Source organism: Ammoniphilus oxalaticus (assembly GCF_003609605.1).
GTDB lineage: Bacteria > Bacillota > Bacilli > Aneurinibacillales > RAOX-1 > Ammoniphilus > Ammoniphilus oxalaticus.
The window spans coordinates 59277-77947 of sequence record NZ_MCHY01000006.1 but is presented as its reverse complement, the minus strand read 5'-3'; the positions used below and the strand labels follow the sequence as shown (position 1 = coordinate 77947).

Here is an 18671-nt window from a genome sequence, read left to right as displayed (position 1 = left end):
CAACATATATCGCGCTTTCAGCCTGTTACGCATTTGTTTTCCTCCATCTATTCAAACCGATATAAGCGACGCCGAACGCATTGTCTCCTGAATATTCAGGCTCCGCAAAATAGAGACGGCACCCAACTGCGCGGTGCTCTAATCGTTCTTGCAATCGATCCTTGATATAGCGATTGGCGGCCACACCGCCGACGATTAACACTTCTTTGGGGTGACCTTGTTCGACCGCATAGCGAATCGTTTTTTCCAAACTTCTCGCCACACAACGTTCGGTCGCTCGGGCGATCGCCGCTTTTGAAAAACGCTGTTGTTCAATATGACGAAGCAGTTGCGTCTCCGCCCCCGATAAGTGAAAATCGTATCCTTTCATCGTCGTCGGAACTTGAAATTCATCGTTGTGAGGCTTGTTCGCGAGTTGCTCCAGATAAGGACCCGCGGGAAAAGGCAGACCGAGAGCAACGCCAACCCGATCAACCAATTGCCCCGCGTGCAGATCCAAGGTACCGCCGAGTTTTTCGATGCGATACCCTTCTTCAGTCCTTTCACAGGCGAGCAATTCACTCGTCCCGCCGGATAAGTGAAACGCTAAAAAAACGTCATTTTCGGGGCGTTCGCTAACTGAGTACTCGCCCGCCGCAATATGCATCTCTTGATGACTCGTCTCGATCAGGGGAACCCGCGCAAACGCGGCAATGCCCCGCGCCCAACTTTCGCCGACCTTAAACACTGGCATATACGAATCCGCCACAGGACGCGGTTTCACACTAACGGCAACAGCGGTTAACTTGTAGCCATCCCATTCCATTTGCTCCGCCAATCCGGGTAAACGTTGCGTATGTTGAAACACGGCTTCCGATTGTTGCAAGCCCCGTTCCCCCTGTTTGACTGTCAATAGTCGCTTTTGCTCGGCGACCACTTCTCCATCCAGGTCAAGCAAGCAGAGCGAAGTCCGATAATTACTCGTATCCACGCCCAAAATCACGCTCTTACTCATCGCCGACTTTAATCCCTTCCACTAAGTTAGCGAGCACACCGTTAATATATTTGACCGATTGTTCCATTCCAAACGACCGCGTTAGTTCTAGGGCCTCATTCAACGAGACTTTCCCAGGAATTTCATCCGCCAAATATAAAATTTCATACGCTGCAATTCTTAACACAGCCCGATCGACAGGGGCTAAACGTTCAAACGTCCAGTCCCGTAAATAACGCTGAATCGCTTGATCTAACTTTGCCTGGTGGGAGCGAACGCCCATGACCAACTGCTCTAAAAACGCGATTTCTTGAAACGTTGTATCTTCCTCTAAAACGGTTTGCATCGCCGCTTCTACTTCAACCTCTGTCAGATCCAATTGATACAAAACTTGAACCGCTTTTTCGCGGGCTTCACGTCTTGACATATGATCACCTACTATCTGTTGTTTCTATATAGCTTTTCCTACTTTGGCAAAAGAAAAAAGGGCTTCCTCGCCCTATTTTAAAATCGCGTAAACTTTCCCGGTAAAATACGGTCCAACACATCGGTCAAATCTTCCCGATTATCGAATTTTCTTCCTAAATAAAAACCTGTTGAAACAAACACAAGCACAACGACGGTATCGATAAATCCTAACCAAATATACAGTAAGCTAAACACAAGGCCGGCGAGCGCTCCCAAGGATTTTCCAGGATGATCTGTAAGCAATTGCCTGAACATATTCACTCCCCCTATTCCACTCGACTTAACCGAGTCGACGCTTGTTGGGCCACTTCTGTAATTTTTACATCGATTTGTCTCACTTCAATACCAACGATCTTTTCTACTTGTTCTTTTACATTTTTCTGCGTTTCTTCCACAATCGTCGGAATCGACGTTTCTCCGTCTACCGCTACCTGCAATAATATAGTAGTGCCCGTTTCATCGGTTGTGACCGTACTCTTCGCTTCGCGAACCCCTCTGACGCGCCGAGTCGCTTTCAAAATGATACTGTCTAATGTATTCGTAGAGATACGCACTTGCCCTATCTCTGTATTTTGAGCGATCGCTGCTTTCCCCGTTTTGCTGTCCCGCTTTCCTCTAACACGAAACCCTTGGAACAAAAACTTAAGACTAATCAGGAAAAAAATAAAGGCGACCGTAAAATAAGTATAGCGAATATTTCCAACACTATAGACCGCTTGCAAATTTTCTAACACAAGACGGTAGGGAACAATCTGAACGGTCACGGCCATGACAACAACTGATACAATCGTCAAAGCGAGACTGTACAGCGTCAATATAAATCGATCAAATAAATTCAAACTTAGATCTCCTCCTTCGAATCAATCACGCCTCGTCGAACAGCTTCCCAAAAAACATGTGACATCCGCCTTGGACATTAATTTCATTCAGCTGGGGTTAAAACCCTTATCGAATTCAATACAATTCGCGTGTTCATCCCTACTTAACAAAAATAGGAGACTGCTTCTGAATTCAATTAATATGTATGAGCCAGAGGAATGGCATGAAGAACGAAAGACCCCTCTATAGAAAGGGGTCCGAAGTCCATCTCGGTTATTAACGTACGCGATGAGGCTGTTCCTCAGGTTCTGTTTTTTTCTCAGACTTGAATTCAACATCAACAATATGAACATTGACTTCAACTACTTTTAGGCCTGTCATGTTTTCAATTGCATTTTGCACATTTTCTTGAATTTTTCTAGCTACCTCAGGAATCTTGTAACCATATTCAACGATTAAAAAGACATCGACAGCCGCTTCTTTCTGGCCGACCTCAACTTTAACCCCTTTTGCAAGGTTCTTTCTACCCAAACGTTCAGCAATATCCCCGACAAAACCACCGCTCATATGGGCAACTCCATCTACCTCTGCTGCCGCTAGTCCTGTGATCACTTCAATCACTTCCGGAGCGATTTCGATTCTTCCTAATTCCGTCTTTTCAAAGTCTGCAATCATTTCCATTAAGCAAGCACCTCCTGGGATTTATAAACAAGTGAGGCATTATTTAACAATCATACCCCATTTTCCAATTTCCGTCTACGTCGTTCGTTTTTCTCTACTCTTTCTTAACCAAAAACAACGGCTGGCCATACTCTACAAGCTGTCCGTCCGTGACAAGCATCTTGACAATCTCACCCGAAACTTCCGCCTCAATCTCATTGAACAACTTCATCGCTTCAACTATGCAAACGATAGAATCTGATCTGACCGTGTCCCCAGTTTGAACAAAAGGATCCGCGCTTGGGTCTGGCTTTGAATAAAAAGTTCCAACCATCGGTGATACAATTTTATGTAAAAGATCATCTGCAGTTGCGTCAGCTGTCGAATCCGCAGGAGTCGTTACTGCCAATTGCGGAGCAGAGGATGAACTGAGCGACTCTGCATGTGGAACCGATACGGACTCAACAGAGGTTGGAGGACTCTGGAAAACCGATGCTGTCACATCTCCGCTTCCTTGTTGTTGCAAAGTCAGTCCGTTTTTACGAATCGTTAATTTCGTGCCTTCACTTTCTAATTCGAATTCTTGTAAACTCGATTGATCGATCAGTTTAATTAATTCCCTTAAATCCTGAATCTTAAGCATCCTTTACACTCCTCACCGCGCGTATCATTCTTCCAAAAGTTTATTTTTGCCATTATAACATACTCTCCTTGGAATGACACGGTATTCCTGGCATCAAAAAACAACAAAAGAGGGTCGAGCTTTTCGCTCGAATCCCTCTTTAAACTGAGTTTTCTTTTTAATTATGGCTTGAAACTGACCACAATGTTTTTGCTCGGCACTTCCAAATGTTTGTTAATCAATGAGACGATCTCTACCGCTTGCTTGCGCTCAAGCTTGTCAGCTTGCACGACAACACTAACGCGGTCTTCGTTGGTTACGATCACTGCTTCTTCATAACCCAACGCTTTGATCAAGTTTTCCACATTTAATTCCGCGTCTTGCTTCCCTAATAATACGTCATAACTCTGTTTTGCTTCGGCGATCGCTTCCGCGCTTGCGTCAGAATTGGCCCATACATCCATATATTTTTCTAACGTTTGAGAATTCCAAGCTTCGCGATTCATTTTCACTTCCGCAAAATAGTCCGCGTTCTTCTCAGAAACAACTTCTACATTCCCGTCTACCTGCTCAGGTTGTTCCATCACTTGCTTACTGTCGACTTCCGCTTCAGCCTTAGTTTTCGCCTCATCCTCTGTTACTTCGGAAGCGACGGGAACTTGTTCGACAGGACCTTGCGCCAAATAATAAGCTGATAACACCACCATGATTGTGAGCATTGATAAGAGCCAAACCGTTTGTTTTTTTAAGACCATTCTCGAAACCCTCCTTATCCTTTTTTAGGTAAAATAGATATTTTATGCGGTTCGACGTGGAGCGCTTTTTGAACCGCTTCATGAATCCAAGCTTTCACTTTCATGTTTTCCGCCCCGCGAGCGACGACTACGACGCCCCTCACTTTGGGCTTGACCTTTTTCACGATGATCGGATGCTCGCCTTGGGAGCCTTGGACCAACACAACCTTCTCATCTTTCGATGAATCTTGAATATCGCGGGTGGCCCGCTCTTTATCCACCTCTTTTGTCACTTGTGAGCGCTCGTTGGTGTCTTTTTGCACGATGACCTCTTCTGTCGATTCCAAGTTAACCATGACCGAAACCTCACCGACGCCAATCACTTCCTCTAAAATTTCTTTCAATTGCCCCACGTATTGGGCCTCGTAGTCTGCCATGCTTGGCTCGTCTTTGTTCGATGACTTGGCGGAGAACACCGCTTGCTCGTCTGGCGGCGATTCAGGTTGCTGGTTCGTCGCCGTCCAGGGTTGGCGATCGGTCTGAAATGAAGAAAAGATCATCACCGCAGCGCCGATTGCTCCAAGCACAATCAGTTTTTGTACGGCGCCAATCCGTTTTTTCCCCTCCTCTCCCTTGCCCCATTTCTGCTTGAGTTTGGAAAACCATCCGTTGCCCATTCCTCATCCCTCCTCTTGGTTCCCTTTCAATTTCGTCGTCACTTTACTGCGATCAATACTCCATGTTTGGGCGATATCTGTTGCAATGTCTTCTAGCGTTTTGCGCTCTGCGGCGGAAAGTTCAACCAAGGATGAGACTGGCGTCGTCGTTTCTCCACCGACATCGATCGTGACGGGCTCAACAGGTTGGATTTGGATCCGATCCTCATCTTCGCCGTGGCCCTTGTCCCGAATATCTTTGTCCAATATTAATTGTACGGAGGAAATAACAGGATATGACTGTTCACCCGAACTTTTTTGTTCAATTTCGATTTTAACGAAGTCCACTTTCATGCCATGTTGCTCTTCCACCTTCGCTGTAATGAGGGATTCCAACTGACTTTTAACGAAACCAGTCGTTTCTTGTTCGTGATCCCTCATCAGCTGCTCACTATATTGTTTTAAATGGGCCCAATCCTGTTCAGCATCCTCGTTGTAGTTTAAAATTCTCAAATAAATCTTCTCCAGTGAGAGATCTTTTTGAAACCAATGAATGACGGGCGAGATCATACTGAGCAAAATGAGCAAAGCCATTACAAACTTCACATAACGCTGAATCGATGTGCTCGGCAACAGCATGTCCAGGATCGTCGCAATCAGAACGAGTAAGATGATTTCTTGTAACCAATGGCTTATCGCTTCAATCATGATCTATTCACCTACCGAACCATGACAGATATATTTGCGGCTGTAATAATAATCGTAATGGCGAGAAAAAACATTAAACAAACGGTCGCTAATGCGGCGAACACGAACACCAAGTTTTTGCCGATCGTCGACAGACAACTGATGATGGGGCTATTGCCTAGCGGTTGCATGATCGCCGATGCGAAATGATAGACAAGGCTAAGTGTTAATATCTTCAAGGCAGGAAAGGCGCTAAGCAAAATGAGCACGATCACTCCGACCATCCCCACCCCGTTTTTGACGAGTAATGAGGCGCCAAGCACCGTATCCGCCGCATCTGAAAACATCCGTCCGACGACAGGCACAAAATTACTAGTCACATATTTAGCAGTGCGGATCGTCACCCCATCAGCAACCGCGCTCGTTGCTCCTTGCACCGAAATGATGCCGAGGAACACGGTAAGAAAGGCGCCTAGCAGTCCCATACTAATGTTGCGCAGTAAATTCGCTAATTGCGTCACTTTGTATTTTTCCGAAAAGCTGCTAACGATCGACAACACGGACGACAAGAACAACAACGGAAAGATGACATTGGAAATGACGGTGCCGCTGACATTGACCATGAAGATAATAAGCGGATGAAACATCGCCACAGACGTCAAATTTCCCATCGCCGCCAGCATCGCCAACACGAGTGGCATTAGGGCGAGCATAAAACCAACCATATTTGTGATTGCGTCTTGGGCATAACCGATCGCGATTCGAAAACTGTTGATCGCCAAAATAATAAGCACCATATACGAAACGGCATAAGCGGTCTTACTGACCGTATTTTTTTCGAAAGCGCTTTGCATCGTTTCTAAAATCATCGCGAATACGGTGATGATAATAATTGAACCTAACAACTTTCCGTTGACGACAATCTCATGGAAAAAGTATTTCATAAATCCGACGAACAACTGTTTTATTGAAAATTTGCCGTCTTCATTCAGAATCAGCGCCCCGATCCCCTCGAGTTCGCTGCCAGGCAAATACCCTTTGTAGTCATTCATTAAATCTTTCCAATACGCCTCGACCTGGCTAAGATCCAGTCGTTCCACCTGAGACTGTACGACCGAATCCTGAATGGCAGCCTCAGCTGAAGCGGGATACACAGCGCAGATCGTCTGTAGCGCAAAGATGAAAAGCAGTACTTGTCTCAATGGGTATCATTCCTTTATGAGGGGAATAATCCGATCACGGTTTCAATAATGACCGTAATGATTGGCACAGCCATCACCAAAATTAAAATTTTCCCCGCGAGTTCAATTTTTGTAGCGATTGAGCCTTGTCCCGCATCCCTTGTAATTTGCGCCCCAAATTCGGCAATATAAGCAATTCCGATAATTTTCAGAATCGTCTCTAAATAGATCATGTTCAGATTGGCCTGAATCGCGATTCTCTCAATGATTCGAATCACCTCTGAAATCTTGCCAATCACAAACAAAAAAATAACGATCCCGGTGACCAAGGCGATCAGGAAAGCGAACATAGGCTTCTGTTCTTTTATGACAAGTGTAAGAATCGTTGCGATCAGTCCAAGTCCAACAATTTGTATGATGTCCATAGGCCTTCCCCCGCTATCCGCGCGTTCGTATTGATTTAAGCTAAGCTGCTACTTGAATAAAAATACGCGCTTGATCTCTTGAAATAAATCATTGACATACGAAGCAACCATATACAATACGATCACGACCCCAACGAGCGCGATCCAATCGGCCCAATCCCCTTTGCCCGCCTGTTTTAAAACGGTGTGAATCATCGCGACAATGATTCCGATGCCGGCGATTTGAAATATGGTATTCACGTCGTAAGGCATGTTCCTCCACCCCTTAATACATCAATATAACGGCTAAAATGCCACCTAATATCCCTAAGCTTCTGCACATCTTTTCATATTTCTGTTGTTCGTCTCTTGCGACCATTTCTTCCTGTTGGAGGTTCATTAAGGTAAGCCGAATGTGCTTCCGTTGATCTTCTTTCTCGCTCTTCCCTAGCACAGAGCCGAGGTGCAGCATAATTTCCTTTTCTGCCTTTTTCATTGTCATGCTGGACCACACCTGCTCGACCGCTTGCTCCCAGCATTCAGCCGTTGAGCGTCCATCCTCCGCCAGCAAACGCTGCGCAGCCTGTTGAAACAATCGCCCGACTTCACCGCGGGCCCGCTTCGAGACATAATCTAAGGCGAGCGGCAAGGCGGTCGCCCCATAACAAATCTCGGTTTCAAGCAGTTGTAAAGCAATCCCTAATTCGCGAATCTGTTGCGGACGCTTGGCATAGCGTGTTGCAGTGTGGAACCCGAGCATGGTCGCTGAAAACAACAAGATGCACGCGCCAATCAACTTCATTAGGAAACACTCGCCTCTTCTTGCAAACGAAGACACTGATCATTGAAAATTCCTTCAACCGTCCCGACCCCTTTGGATCGGCCTAAAATGATATAGCGTTGAAACATGCCTTGTCCAATCATCCGACTTAACGTTGGTCTCCGATTAATATCAGCCAAACTGGCCCCATGAACACTGGTCATAATACACACCCCTGCATTGAGCGCTTCCTGGATCGCGGCGACATCTTCTGGCCTGCCGATTTCATCGGCGATAATCACATCGGGCGACATCGATCGAATCAACATCATAATTCCTTCCGCCTTTGGACACGCATCGAGAATATCCGCGCGCGGTCCAACATCACGTTGGGGAACCCCTCGCACACATGCCGCGATTTCAGACCGTTCATCGACAATCGATACCTTTTTGCCTGACAAATGAAGATTTCCGTAACTGATCACGCGCGCTAAATCGCGAAGCAAGGTCGTTTTACCGCATTGCGGCGGAGAGATGATTAATGTGTTCAGCAACTGACCTTTGTCGATCAAGTAAGGCAGAACAGGCAACGAGACACCCTTCATCTCTTTCGCAATTCGAATATTTAACCCTGAGATGTCTCGCATCGTCTTGATTTCGCCTTTTTCGAGCACGACTTTCCCTGTAATCCCAATGCGATGACCACCCGTGATCGTGACATAGCCTCTACGCAACTCTTCCTCTAAGGCATAGATGGAATGCTGACTGATCAGATTAATCATTTTTTCCATATCGCCAATTGTAGGAATCCACCCTTTACCAGGATGAGCTGTAAGCGTCGCCTCTTTTGTTAAGAACCGCGACATATTATTGTAAATAAACTCAATCGGTTGTTGTTTTCGAACTCGTATCTCTTCTAATTGATCGATGACATCGATCGGTAATTTCCTCATTTTCTCCCGCCACGCTTGGGGCATCATCGATAAAAGTAGCTGATCCATTTGTTATCACTCCTGCTACAAAGTTTGTCCCATGTTACCTTCATCTTATGGGCGACCTGTTCTGAATATGACTGTCAAACATAACTTGTCTATTTTTTTAAACACAAAAAAGCAGGCGAGAATTTTTCTCGCCTGCTTTGCGCAACATTTTTTAGTCCGTGACATAATAATCGAATTCATTTTCTTCCTGAACATCGTCGTTCACAAGGATTACTTCATGGCAATCTGGACAGAGCACCTCTGCGATCATATCGTCATCGAACACATCTTGGTCGATACTGACCAGCTCTTGACAATTGGGGCACTCCATTTCAAAGTAGCCCAGATCATCGTCATCGTAACCTTCCATTTCATCATAGGTCCCATCAACAACAATGATATTATCACCGACCGCCAAATCACCATGCAAGCGCTGGCGTCTGCTGAGGGCGCGAGCAGTAAACTCGTCGTCATCATCGTCAAGCTCAATGATCAACTCATCATCGTCGTCTTCTAAGAACAAAAAATCTTCGACGTCGTCTAAATCCTCGTCGATCGCTCCAACATACTCTTCAAGATCCGCCAAATCTTCATCAACAGCTTCTAGATATTCATCCTGTTCTTCGATGCGGTTATCCATCGTATCCAGCTTAGCGACCATTTCCTCCATGACATGCATCAGTTCTATTACGATGCGACCTTCTTTAGACTGGTTTGAAATTCCAAGACCATCGGCCATACCATGCAAATAAGACATACGCTCACGCAGCTTCTCCATTTTCAGCCATCCTCCTTTTTCATAGGGTCTAAAACTTAGTATGTCTCATTGCAAAACCATTTACACTCGCTATCGACTTTTAACGCCAATTAAAATAAACGCGACACCAAGCAAGATCCACATGATCTTTGTAAACGATACTTTATCTGCAATTCCCACAAGCCCGATTGAAGTGGTCAAAATGAGCACGAGCGGACCGACCAACGCCAACGAACCGTTGATCATCATCGCTTTTTCCACTTGATTCACTTTCAACATCATCAAAGCCGCAAAAACTTCAATGCTGCCGGACATGATTCGCAGTAGGGCCATTCCCAGCACAGCCTTCTCAAACACTTGCCACATTGCCTCTTCCTCCTCTTATCCCGCATAGCTTTCTACCTCTATTTGTATGCGGCATGTCCCCGAAGTAAGACAAGTTCCTGAAGTAGGCAAATACGCATATAGTGATTGCAGTCGGACTACCGTGAAATTAGATTATTGAACAAGCGAGGAGAGCGCGATGACCGAATTAAATGGTTCCTTTCACGAAATAGCTTTATCCGATCCGTTGAAAGCAAGAGAGAGCAATCCGAGAAACGGCAAGACGATGATCATCGACAAAGGACTTGGCATCCGGCAATTTAAAGATTTACTGGAAACGGCCGCGAACTACATTGACTACATTAAACTCGGGTTTGGCACGACGGCTTTGTATCCCGCTGCTATTCTCAACGAAAAAATAGCGTTAGCGGAGCAATTTCAAGTTGGGCTCTATCCAGGCGGAACTTTTTTTGAAGTCGCTTTTTATCAAGGCAAAGTAAAAGCATATTTAAAGTTGATGAAACGGTTAGGGTTCAAAAAAATAGAAGTTTCCGACGGAACGATCGAACTTCCTGAACAAGACCGACTACAAGCGATCACACTAGCAAAAGAATTGGCGTTCGATGTCATTACAGAATATGGGAAGAAAACAGACGGTTCTGAAGTCGAACTGGAGGCAATGGTTCAAACGATTCAATCCGATCTTGAGGCCGGGGCCAGCTACGTCATTATTGAGGGCCGCGAATCTGGAGAAAATGTCGGTATTTTTAAAAATGATGGGAAGATTCAATCGGAATTTGAACACATTGCGCAAGCGGTTAGCGCCTATCGGGAAGTCGTCATTTGGGAAGCGCCTAAAAAGAAGCAACAAGTTGAATTAATGAAGTGGTTTGGTCCGAACGTTCATTTAGGAAATATTGCTCCAGAAGAAATCTACGCCGTCGAGTCGCTTCGCCGCGGATTGCGTTCAGACACTTTTTTCCTGCAAATTTAGGGAGGGAACTCGGTTGAGAATTGAAGTCATATCGACAGTTGACGAGGTGATGATCGAGCATATTAAACATAAAACAGTCATCGTAATCGATGTTTTACGGGCTTCCAGCACAATCGCCACCGCATTGGCTCATGGCGCGACCAAAGTGATACCTGTGGATACGATTGGTCAAGCTAACCTGTTTCGACAAGAAGGCTATCTATTGGCTGGCGAGCGGTACGGAAAAAAGGTGATCGGATTTCCTTTCACAAATTCTCCGATTGAAATGACGCAGGCTCCGTTGAAAGGCAACGCGCTCGTCTTGACTACAACAAATGGAACGAGGGCGATTCAAAAAAGTTGGAAGGCCGCTTCTACGCTCATCGGATCTTTCTTAAACAGTAATGCATGCGCTCAGTTAGCAATGCAATTGAAGCGTGATTTGACGATCTTGTGCGCGGGGTCCCGCCAACAATTCTCTTTTGAAGATGGTCTTTGCGCGGGCTACATCGTCTCATTGATCGAAGCGCAGGTCCCCCATCTCTTTGTCAATGACTTAGGCAAAACGTTAAGCGCCGCTTATAGATACGTTGACGAACATTTACCCGCCGTCTTAAAAACAAGCGCCGCAGGGAAACGTCTTGTTCAATCGGGTCAAGAAGACGATGTCGCCTATTGCGCCCAAAAAGATATTTATTCTTTTGTTCCCACGCTTGTTGAAGACGCGATCATCATCCCCGCGGACCCGTTTTAAACTGGTATAAACCCCCTTGTCCACTCATAAGTACTAAAAGAGATCTTTGGACAGGGGTCATGTACATATGAATGGAGAAATGATCTTAGTCACCTTAATTATCATTGGGCTCATCGGCCGTTCGAATGTGATTGCGACCGCCGCAAGTCTGCTGCTTATTCTTAAACTAACTTCTTTAGAGCACTATTTTCCCGCTGTGGAACGAAGAGGATTAGAGTTGGGACTATTGTTCTTGACGATGGCTGTATTAGTCCCTTTTGCCAATGGAAACATTCGCTGGCGCGACGTTACCCCTCTTTTCAACACGCCTTACGGTTGGATGGCCTTATGCGGCGGCGCCCTCGCCACCTACATTAACGGAAGCGGACTCGGCATGCTGCAGACAGAACCGCAAATGATTATTGGACTCGTAATCGGTTCGATCTTCGGCATTATTTTTTTGAGGGGGATCCCTGTCGGCCCATTGATGGCTGCGGGAATTACAGCGATGTTTGTGAAGCTCTCGGAACTCCTCTTTCGATAGCGCTCTGTTTTTCGCAATGGACGACAACAAACAAGGACTTCCGCCAACAAATGTTAGTAGAAGTCCTTGTTTAGTTTAAGTGAAAGGTTACGCTCTTGACACATACTCCCCATCGCGCGTATCAATCACCAGTTTATCATCGACATTAATGAATAACGGCACATGCACAACGAGACCTGTTTCCAGCGTGGCTGTCTTGCTGCCGCCCGACGCTGTATCCCCTTTGATGCCAGGTTCTGTTTCAGTCACCTTTAATTGAACCGTGTTCGGCAGCTGAACCCCAATGATTTCACCGTTATGAGTCATGATTGAAACCATCATATTTTCTAACAAGTATTGTAATTCGCGCTCCAAGCGCGTTGCGGGGATCGATACCTGTTCATACGATGATGTATCCATAAAGACATGCTCATCCCCGTTTGCGTATAAGTATTGCATCTCATTTGATTCAATTCTAGCCCGCGCAACGCGTTCACCGCCGCGAAATGTCGTCTCCGTAATCGAACCGCTGCGCAGATCGCGTAATTTCGCCCGCACAAAAGCGGCTCCTTTGCCTGGCTTCACATGCTGGAAGTCAATTACTTGCAGCAGACGCCCATCCACTTCAATCGTTTGACCGGTTCTAAAATCATTTACTGAAATCATTGTTTTCCTCCCGCTTTCATTTCTACAAAATAATCAGTTCTTTTGGCGATTGGGTCAGAATCTCGCATCCATCGTCTGTAATAACAATATCATCCTCAATCCGAACGCCGCCCACTTTTGATACATAAATGCCTGGCTCTACCGTAACGACCATGCCCGCTTGGAGCGTCACAACGCTACTTGACGATAAACGCGGACCTTCATGCACTTCAAGTCCAATCCCATGCCCAGTACTGTGACCAAAGTTCGGACCGTAGCCTGCGGCAGTAATAATGTCCCTTGTGAGCGCATCCGCTTGCTTCGCTGTCATGCCCGCTTTAATCTGCGTCACACCAGCCAATTGCGCTTTCAACACGACACCATAAATCTCTTTTAATTTCTCAGAAGGTTCGCCCACGGCGATCGTGCGTGTAATATCGGAAACATAGCCATTGTAATACGCCCCAAAATCTAAGGTGACAAAATCGCCCGACTCGATCACTTTATCGCTGGCAACCCCATGCGGCAATGCGGAGCGTTCACCCGAAGCGACTATAATGTCGAATGAAGAAGATGTCGCTCCTTGCTTTCTCATGTGAAACTCCAATTCCATTGAAACATCCCGTTCTGTGACACCAGGCTTTATGTACGTTAAAATATGCTCGAACGTATTGTCCGCAATTTGGCAAGCTTGCTTAATAACCGCGATTTCTTCAGCCGTTTTCACCAAACGAAGTTCTTCTATTAATCCGCCAATACCGATCCATTCAACCTCTGCTTGACACTCTCCCAAAGCTTCATATAAGGCATAGGATACAAACTGTTTCTCAAACCCCACATTTTTCACTTGCAATTGTGTCAACTGCTTGCCGACCTCGTCTAGAATAGCGGCGTCATGTCGAATCACTTCGAAAGCGGGCGCTTGCTGAGCCGCCTGTTCTTCATAGCGGAAGTCGGTGATCAATAGGGCGTGTTGTTCTGTGATCAACAAATAACCCGCGCTGCCCGTAAAACCGCTTAAAAAACGACGATTGTACGGACTCGTCACCAACATCGCTGAGATGTTTTGTTCCGTCATTTTACTTCTTAGTTGCAACAGTCTTTGCTTCAATTCCTTCACCTCCCGCCCTTCTTGTTGTAACATGCCAATTTTATCAAATTTTTCTCGTTTTGAATACTGTCTCACATTTTTGGCTCTTTACTTGAAAATTCAGCCGACAAGGAAAACCCGACAAATAAACCGTATAATAAAAACAAACTGAGCGTCGTCGAGAACGTATTCATCCCAATTTGATGCAGTGGTTTCTTTGTCCATTGGAAGAGTGGATTTAGCGCATAGAAGAACAGCGCGAATAAAACAACACCGGAAGCAATCCCAATCCACGGCGTGTAATATTTTGAAAACAGATAGACATATAATAGAGCAAACCCAATTGACAACGCCGTGATCACAGCCATCCCAGTGAATTGGGCCAGCGGTTTGTCCGCCGCTTTTGAAACGAAAAACGGGCTGACTACGACGGCGGGACCTAGTTTCGTAAAATTCATGGAATAAAAAGCATAACCGAGCAGAGACCAAAACAGACCGCCGACAGCCCCGACGACCAGGGCCTTTTTCATCTTTTCAAATTGTTGTTCCATCCGTGCTTTTGCTGCCAATGGCGCGACCTCCTTGTAAGCTCTCACGCTGCGCGTAAACACCTTTTCGTTTTGGAATCTATTCCTCATTCAAAGGTAGTATTTTCGTTTAATGCGGATAACATACAACAAGTTTTAGCGCTGGCAGCCAGGCAGCCATGTCCATCTATACAACCATTCTAAAATAGTAAAAAACCAGAATAGTGGATAGCCACCATTCTGGTTATGTACAGCATTATTTGTGATCAGCTAACCAAGTAGCAACAAGCTCAACATCCGCTGGATCTTTTATCAAACCCTTCGGCATGGTTCCTTTTCCGTTGACAATAATGTCAGCGATCTCATCTTTATTATACTTGGAACCGATCGTAACCAATTCAGGCGCAGTGCCGTTCGTTAAGTCTCTGCCATGACACATTAAGCAGTTGTTATTGTAAAGCTCCTCAGCCGCGGCAACGTCAACAGTCCCCGTCCCATCTTCAGAGGATTGCTCGTCCGTTCCTTCTTCAGTAGCTGGCGCTTCACCATCTGCTCCTGGCTCGCCTTCTTCAGTAGCTGGAGGCGTCTCTGGAGGTGATTGATTGTTGCCACCACCACCGCAAGCCGCCAATACAGCAACGAGCGCAAAGCTAATAGCAAAAGTAAATAACTTTTTCATTTCGTTTCACCCCCTTCCCCTCATTATACCTATTTTATCCCATATTTTTCAAGTGTAAATAGGGATTGACATAAAATATCCACAAAAATAACTTTTTTTGATCACAAACTGTCAGATTCATACATATTGTATATGAACTACCACTAGTATACAACCCCAAAGTATTGTAAAATGGAAATAAAACTCTCAAAAATTGGGATAGGCATAGCAAGCCTAGACCACGCAAATGAAAGGAAGGAACATTTTGTCCACTCAAAAGCCAATAGCCTATGGCGGTCAGGCCGTACTTGAAGGGGTTATGTTTAGCGGTAGAAAGGTCACTGTGACCGCCATTCGCCGTCAGGATCAATCAATCGAATATTTTCATGAGGAAAAAAAACAATATCCTATTTTACAAACATTGAAGAAGATCCCATTTTTAAGAGGGATGATCGGACTTATTGAGGCCACTGCAACAGGCTCTAAACATTTAAATTTCGCAACGGAACGATATGACATAGAACCTGGGGAAGAAGATTCCGCCAAAGAAGAGAAAAGTGGTTGGAGTTTATCGATGATCCTTGGTGTTGCCGCTGTCGGTGTCCTCTCCTTTATTTTCGGGAAGCTAATTTTTACGATTGCTCCGGCGGTGTTAGCCGATTTGTTGTTCAAGCAATGGGTAACACACAACGTGTTGCAAAACTTGATCGAGGGAGGCATTAAGATCATTTTGCTGCTCATCTACCTGTCTGCAATCGCTCAAACTCCGCTAATTAAACGACTTTTTCAATATCACGGGGCGGAACATAAAGTGATTAACACGTATGAAGCAGGCGCCGAGTTAACCGTTGATAATGTGCAGAAATCTTCTACGCTTCATTACCGTTGCGGCAGTAGTTTTATTATTTTCACCGTACTTGTTGGAGTTATTATTTACTCTTTCTTCCACTATGATTCATTATGGGAGCGCGTATACCAACGTATTTTGTTACTGCCACTCGTCATTGGCGTTTCTTATGAGGCGTTGCAATTGACGAATCACTTGCGAGACACGCCAGCGCTTCGCTTGCTCGGTTACCCCGGATTATGGCTGCAAAAGTTAACGACGAAGCAACCAGACGATAAACAAGTCGAAATCGCCATTGCTTCCTTCAAAAAGATGATGGAACTCGATCAGCAAGCTGACCAAGGTAAGTTGTTATTCGTAAAGTAGAGCAAGGACAGCCCCCTAGAGCATTTTGATTTCCCTAAACGAGTAACAACCGACCTTTTATTAACAAAAGGGGTGAGATATGTGAGCAGTACGACAAAACTTTTCTTAGGGATTGTATTTTCGTTGGCGGCCATCGGTCTGTTCATCGCATTAAAGGCAAACCCTCTCATGTTCTTTTTCAATGTCGCTCTTGCTGTCGCTGTTGTCTTTTTATTCAACCGCTTTATGAGCAATCGTCAACCGACAGATCAAGGGTATCAACAAGCTTTGCGCAAGCAAAAGAGAAAGAACAAGCTTACTACCTCAGACCTACGCAAAATAACAAGACTTAAAAACCGCGAACATTCTTTACGGGTCATCAAAGGAAACAAAGGACGAGACGACAATGACAAGGAAAGAAAACGCGAAACGAATATCCATTAAAAAACAAAAAGACGGTCAGTCGTCGAGCATTGCGACTGATCGTCTTTTTGTTCATTTCTTTTCTTCAAGCGCCTCTTCATCCGCCTGCTCATCCATTTCTTTGAGACGTCTTAAATCCGCTAAACGAGATGGGTCTTCGGTGAAGTATTGAACGAGGTATTCGATACACGTAATGGAGTCCCAACTTAAATGATGTTCGATCCCTTCCACATCTTCGTATATCTGATCTGGATCCACCCCGATAATTTCAAGGAAATCCTCTAACAAGTCGTGTCGATCCACTAACCGCTTCCCAACCTTTTTCCCCTTCGCGGTCATAACCAATCCTCGGTATTTTTCGTAGATTAAGTATTTATTTTGATCTAATTTTTGAACCATTTTTGTAACGGAGGATGGGTGCACCGATAAAGCTTCAGCAATATCGGATACTCTCGCGTAACCTTTCTCGACAATCAATGTATAGATCTTCTCCAGATAATCTTCCATACTTGGCGTAGCCATGGCTTATTCTCCCACTTTCATGCCGATATAGTCCAACAGTAATCTTACCTTATGTTGGCACCGCAAAGCAAGTAAATATAGGTCGCCTAACCCGCATACTAACAGGGAGGTGAGCCTAAATGAGTATTGTTTTAGATCGAGAAAAAAGACAAATACACGCTCCGTTATTTAAACCGGATGTCGTCTTTTTCGAACCGCAAGCGTTAGAGTATCCATTAGGGAAGCAGTTATGGGAACATTATCAACAACAAAGCGATACCCCCGTGCGCATGACGACTTCTCACAATCAAGTTCGCGGTATCGAAGGGGATTCAGGTTCCCCCGAGTGGTACCGCAATGCCAAACGAACTTTAGTGATCGGAGTCAAGCGCTCTTTAAAATTTGAAACCTCCAAGCCTTCTGCCGAATATGCGATTCCGTTAGCGACAGGATGTATGGGGCATTGTCATTATTGTTACCTAAACACGAATGTAGGGACCCGCCCGTATATTCGGATTTATGTCAATCTAGATGAAATCTTTGCCCAAGCCAGCAAATATATGAACGAGCGCGCCCCTGAAATCACGCGATTTGAAGCGGCGTGCACGTCCGATCCAGTTGGGATCGAGCACATTAGCGGCTCTCTAAAAAAGACGATTGAATTCTTTGGTCAACAGGAACTGGGACACCTTCGATTTGTTACGAAATTCGCCCACGTCGACCCCTTACTTGACGCTAAACACAATGGTCGAACACGTTTCCGTTTTAGTGTCAATGCGGATTACGTTGTCGACCAATTCGAACCCGGCACTTCCCCGTTGCAAGACCGCATTGAAGCGGCGCGGAAGGTAGCGGAGGCAGGGTATCCACTCGGCTTCTTGTGCGCCCCATTGTATCGATTTGATGGATGGCAAGAAGGTTATGAGCGACTGTTTCAGAAGTTATCCGCCGCCTTACCTCCCGCTTCCGTCACTGATTTGACGTTCGAATTGATCCAGCATCGTTTTACGAAAGTGGCAAGGAACTTAATTTTAACGCGCTACCCAAAGACAAAATTAGAAATGGATGAAACGAAGCGACAGTACAAATGGGGAAAATACGGTCGCGGTAAATACGTATACAAAAAGGATGAAGCTCTGGAGTTACACCAGCACCTGAAACGACTCATCAATGAATACTTCCCGCAAGCGGAGATTGCTTACTTCACGTAGATGACAACGAGGAGGACTAGTTCGGCCACTGTAAAGGGAGAAAAGACCGTTGGAGATGAGCTGCTCTAAAAATAGGGGTTGTAAGCGTCAAAACTCCCGTTGCAATCGAAAAAACGGGGGGTGACAACGAATATTGGTGTGTAAGCGTCCCTATGACACTTACAGAACAG

General features: G+C 45.4%; 27 protein-coding genes. 6 read left to right on the top strand and 21 right to left on the bottom strand.

The genetic code is table 11. The features are described 5' to 3' along the window. Positions 1–25 precede the first annotated feature (25 nt). The 16 genes from BEP19_RS02435 to BEP19_RS02360 form a co-directional block, all read right to left on the bottom strand. Complete coding sequence (locus BEP19_RS02435) at positions 26–994, bottom strand: Kae1-like domain-containing protein (protein WP_120188251.1); 969 nt, start codon at positions 992–994, stop codon at positions 26–28. Beyond that, positions 987–1400: a transcription antitermination factor NusB gene (gene nusB / locus BEP19_RS02430; RefSeq protein WP_120188250.1), complete on the bottom strand. Its 414-nt coding sequence runs from the start codon at positions 1398–1400 to the stop codon at positions 987–989. Before nusB ends, BEP19_RS02435 begins: the two co-directional genes overlap by 8 nt. Positions 1401–1477: 77 nt before the next feature. Continuing rightward, positions 1478–1696, bottom strand: a complete 219-nt coding sequence (locus BEP19_RS02425) for a DUF2273 domain-containing protein (protein ID WP_120188249.1) — start codon at positions 1694–1696, stop codon at positions 1478–1480. Between the two features lie 11 nt (positions 1697–1707). After that, positions 1708–2280, bottom strand: a complete 573-nt coding sequence (gene amaP / locus BEP19_RS02420) for an alkaline shock response membrane anchor protein AmaP (RefSeq protein ID WP_120188248.1) — start codon at positions 2278–2280, stop codon at positions 1708–1710. Positions 2281–2536: 256 nt separating this feature from the next. Continuing rightward, on the bottom strand, positions 2537–2941 hold the full coding sequence (locus tag BEP19_RS02415; RefSeq protein ID WP_120188247.1) for an Asp23/Gls24 family envelope stress response protein: 405 nt from the start codon (positions 2939–2941) through the stop codon (positions 2537–2539). A gap of 94 nt (positions 2942–3035) precedes the next feature. Continuing rightward, positions 3036–3563: an acetyl-CoA carboxylase biotin carboxyl carrier protein gene (gene accB / locus BEP19_RS02410; protein ID WP_120188246.1), complete on the bottom strand. Its 528-nt coding sequence runs from the start codon at positions 3561–3563 to the stop codon at positions 3036–3038. A 161-nt stretch (positions 3564–3724) separates the two neighbouring features. Further along, positions 3725–4297, bottom strand: a complete 573-nt coding sequence (locus tag BEP19_RS02405) for a SpoIIIAH-like family protein (RefSeq protein ID WP_120188245.1) — start codon at positions 4295–4297, stop codon at positions 3725–3727. Between the two features lie 14 nt (positions 4298–4311). Next, complete coding sequence (gene spoIIIAG, locus BEP19_RS02400) at positions 4312–4953, bottom strand: stage III sporulation protein AG (protein ID WP_120188244.1); 642 nt, start codon at positions 4951–4953, stop codon at positions 4312–4314. A 3-nt stretch (positions 4954–4956) separates the two neighbouring features. Next, positions 4957–5640: a stage III sporulation protein AF gene (spoIIIAF, locus tag BEP19_RS02395; RefSeq protein WP_120188243.1), complete on the bottom strand. Its 684-nt coding sequence runs from the start codon at positions 5638–5640 to the stop codon at positions 4957–4959. A gap of 11 nt (positions 5641–5651) precedes the next feature. Further along, positions 5652–6821 carry a stage III sporulation protein AE gene (gene spoIIIAE / locus BEP19_RS02390; RefSeq protein WP_120188242.1) on the bottom strand — a complete coding sequence of 390 codons (1170 nt, stop codon included), beginning with the start codon at positions 6819–6821 and terminating at the stop codon, positions 5652–5654. Between the two features lie 14 nt (positions 6822–6835). Further along, complete coding sequence (gene spoIIIAD, locus BEP19_RS02385; protein ID WP_120188241.1) at positions 6836–7225, bottom strand: stage III sporulation protein AD; 390 nt, start codon at positions 7223–7225, stop codon at positions 6836–6838. Positions 7226–7273: 48 nt separating this feature from the next. After that, positions 7274–7477 (bottom strand): stage III sporulation protein AC, encoded by a 204-nt coding sequence (gene spoIIIAC / locus BEP19_RS02380; protein WP_120188240.1) that lies wholly within the window; start codon positions 7475–7477, stop codon positions 7274–7276. A 13-nt stretch (positions 7478–7490) separates the two neighbouring features. Next, the gene (spoIIIAB, locus tag BEP19_RS02375; protein WP_120188239.1) at positions 7491–8006 is read right to left on the bottom strand and encodes a stage III sporulation protein SpoIIIAB; all 516 of its coding nucleotides are present in this window, start codon (positions 8004–8006) and stop codon (positions 7491–7493) included. After that, a complete protein-coding gene (gene spoIIIAA / locus BEP19_RS02370; RefSeq protein ID WP_120188238.1) occupies positions 8006–8965 on the bottom strand; it encodes a stage III sporulation protein AA in 960 nt (319 codons plus the stop codon). The genes spoIIIAB and spoIIIAA overlap by 1 nt, the downstream gene beginning before the upstream one ends. Positions 8966–9116: 151 nt before the next feature. Further along, positions 9117–9722, bottom strand: a complete 606-nt coding sequence (locus BEP19_RS02365) for a CD1247 N-terminal domain-containing protein (protein ID WP_120188237.1) — start codon at positions 9720–9722, stop codon at positions 9117–9119. Positions 9723–9791: 69 nt separating this feature from the next. Then, entirely contained in the window at positions 9792–10058 is a 267-nt protein-coding gene (locus BEP19_RS02360; RefSeq protein ID WP_425452717.1) for a YqhV family protein, read from the bottom strand. A 166-nt stretch (positions 10059–10224) separates the two neighbouring features. Between BEP19_RS02360 and comA the strand changes: the two genes are divergently transcribed. The 3 genes from comA to BEP19_RS02345 all read left to right on the top strand — a co-directional run bounded on the left by comA (position 10225) and on the right by BEP19_RS02345 (position 12275). Further along, entirely contained in the window at positions 10225–11019 is a 795-nt protein-coding gene (gene comA, locus BEP19_RS02355) for a phosphosulfolactate synthase (RefSeq protein ID WP_120188235.1), read from the top strand. Between the two features lie 13 nt (positions 11020–11032). Then, on the top strand, positions 11033–11752 hold the full coding sequence (locus BEP19_RS02350) for a 2-phosphosulfolactate phosphatase (RefSeq protein WP_120188234.1): 720 nt from the start codon (positions 11033–11035) through the stop codon (positions 11750–11752). A 67-nt stretch (positions 11753–11819) separates the two neighbouring features. After that, a complete protein-coding gene (locus BEP19_RS02345; RefSeq protein WP_120188233.1) occupies positions 11820–12275 on the top strand; it encodes a DUF441 domain-containing protein in 456 nt (151 codons plus the stop codon). Between the two features lie 87 nt (positions 12276–12362). Here the strand turns inward: BEP19_RS02345 and efp are convergent, their stop codons facing one another. The 4 genes from efp to BEP19_RS02325 form a co-directional block, all read right to left on the bottom strand. Next, on the bottom strand, positions 12363–12920 hold the full coding sequence (gene efp, locus BEP19_RS02340) for an elongation factor P (protein ID WP_120188232.1): 558 nt from the start codon (positions 12918–12920) through the stop codon (positions 12363–12365). Positions 12921–12942: 22 nt separating this feature from the next. Further along, positions 12943–14043 (bottom strand): M24 family metallopeptidase, encoded by a 1101-nt coding sequence (locus BEP19_RS02335; protein WP_120188707.1) that lies wholly within the window; start codon positions 14041–14043, stop codon positions 12943–12945. 38 nt (positions 14044–14081) lie between these two features. Next, positions 14082–14558 (bottom strand): YqhR family membrane protein, encoded by a 477-nt coding sequence (locus tag BEP19_RS02330; RefSeq protein WP_170145233.1) that lies wholly within the window; start codon positions 14556–14558, stop codon positions 14082–14084. Between the two features lie 214 nt (positions 14559–14772). After that, positions 14773–15195 (bottom strand): c-type cytochrome, encoded by a 423-nt coding sequence (locus BEP19_RS02325; protein ID WP_120188230.1) that lies wholly within the window; start codon positions 15193–15195, stop codon positions 14773–14775. Positions 15196–15439: 244 nt separating this feature from the next. On the opposite strand from BEP19_RS02325, the gene BEP19_RS02320 reads away from it, so the two are divergent. Continuing rightward, positions 15440–16387: a DUF1385 domain-containing protein gene (locus tag BEP19_RS02320; protein WP_425452699.1), complete on the top strand. Its 948-nt coding sequence runs from the start codon at positions 15440–15442 to the stop codon at positions 16385–16387. Between the two features lie 81 nt (positions 16388–16468). After that, a complete protein-coding gene (locus BEP19_RS02315) occupies positions 16469–16810 on the top strand; it encodes a hypothetical protein (RefSeq protein ID WP_120188228.1) in 342 nt (113 codons plus the stop codon). A gap of 51 nt (positions 16811–16861) precedes the next feature. On the opposite strand, the gene mntR is transcribed toward BEP19_RS02315, so the two are convergent. Then, positions 16862–17311, bottom strand: a complete 450-nt coding sequence (mntR, locus tag BEP19_RS02310) for a transcriptional regulator MntR (protein ID WP_120188227.1) — start codon at positions 17309–17311, stop codon at positions 16862–16864. 119 nt (positions 17312–17430) lie between these two features. Between mntR and splB the strand changes: the two genes are divergently transcribed. After that, positions 17431–18501 carry a spore photoproduct lyase gene (splB, locus tag BEP19_RS02305; protein WP_120188226.1) on the top strand — a complete coding sequence of 357 codons (1071 nt, stop codon included), beginning with the start codon at positions 17431–17433 and terminating at the stop codon, positions 18499–18501. Positions 18502–18671: the final 170 nt, after the last annotated feature.

Coding starts and splice junctions, on each gene's coding strand:
- BEP19_RS02435 (WP_120188251.1), bottom strand. CDS start 994: ATGAGTAAGAGCGTGATTTTGGGCGTGGATACGAGTAATTATCGGACT.
- nusB (WP_120188250.1), bottom strand. CDS start 1,400: ATGTCAAGACGTGAAGCCCGCGAAAAAGCGGTTCAAGTTTTGTATCAA.
- BEP19_RS02425 (WP_120188249.1), bottom strand. CDS start 1,696: ATGTTCAGGCAATTGCTTACAGATCATCCTGGAAAATCCTTGGGAGCG.
- BEP19_RS02415 (WP_120188247.1), bottom strand. CDS start 2,941: ATGGAAATGATTGCAGACTTTGAAAAGACGGAATTAGGAAGAATCGAA.
- accB (WP_120188246.1), bottom strand. CDS start 3,563: ATGCTTAAGATTCAGGATTTAAGGGAATTAATTAAACTGATCGATCAA.
- BEP19_RS02405 (WP_120188245.1), bottom strand. CDS start 4,297: ATGGTCTTAAAAAAACAAACGGTTTGGCTCTTATCAATGCTCACAATC.
- spoIIIAG (WP_120188244.1), bottom strand. CDS start 4,953: ATGGGCAACGGATGGTTTTCCAAACTCAAGCAGAAATGGGGCAAGGGA.
- spoIIIAF (WP_120188243.1), bottom strand. CDS start 5,640: ATGATTGAAGCGATAAGCCATTGGTTACAAGAAATCATCTTACTCGTT.
- spoIIIAD (WP_120188241.1), bottom strand. CDS start 7,225: ATGGACATCATACAAATTGTTGGACTTGGACTGATCGCAACGATTCTT.
- spoIIIAC (WP_120188240.1), bottom strand. CDS start 7,477: ATGCCTTACGACGTGAATACCATATTTCAAATCGCCGGCATCGGAATC.
- spoIIIAB (WP_120188239.1), bottom strand. CDS start 8,006: ATGAAGTTGATTGGCGCGTGCATCTTGTTGTTTTCAGCGACCATGCTC.
- spoIIIAA (WP_120188238.1), bottom strand. CDS start 8,965: ATGGATCAGCTACTTTTATCGATGATGCCCCAAGCGTGGCGGGAGAAA.
- BEP19_RS02365 (WP_120188237.1), bottom strand. CDS start 9,722: ATGGAGAAGCTGCGTGAGCGTATGTCTTATTTGCATGGTATGGCCGAT.
- comA (WP_120188235.1), top strand. CDS start 10,225: ATGACCGAATTAAATGGTTCCTTTCACGAAATAGCTTTATCCGATCCG.
- BEP19_RS02345 (WP_120188233.1), top strand. CDS start 11,820: ATGAATGGAGAAATGATCTTAGTCACCTTAATTATCATTGGGCTCATC.
- efp (WP_120188232.1), bottom strand. CDS start 12,920: ATGATTTCAGTAAATGATTTTAGAACCGGTCAAACGATTGAAGTGGAT.
- BEP19_RS02335 (WP_120188707.1), bottom strand. CDS start 14,043: ATGTTACAACAAGAAGGGCGGGAGGTGAAGGAATTGAAGCAAAGACTG.
- BEP19_RS02325 (WP_120188230.1), bottom strand. CDS start 15,195: ATGAAAAAGTTATTTACTTTTGCTATTAGCTTTGCGCTCGTTGCTGTA.
- mntR (WP_120188227.1), bottom strand. CDS start 17,311: ATGGCTACGCCAAGTATGGAAGATTATCTGGAGAAGATCTATACATTG.
- splB (WP_120188226.1), top strand. CDS start 17,431: ATGAGTATTGTTTTAGATCGAGAAAAAAGACAAATACACGCTCCGTTA.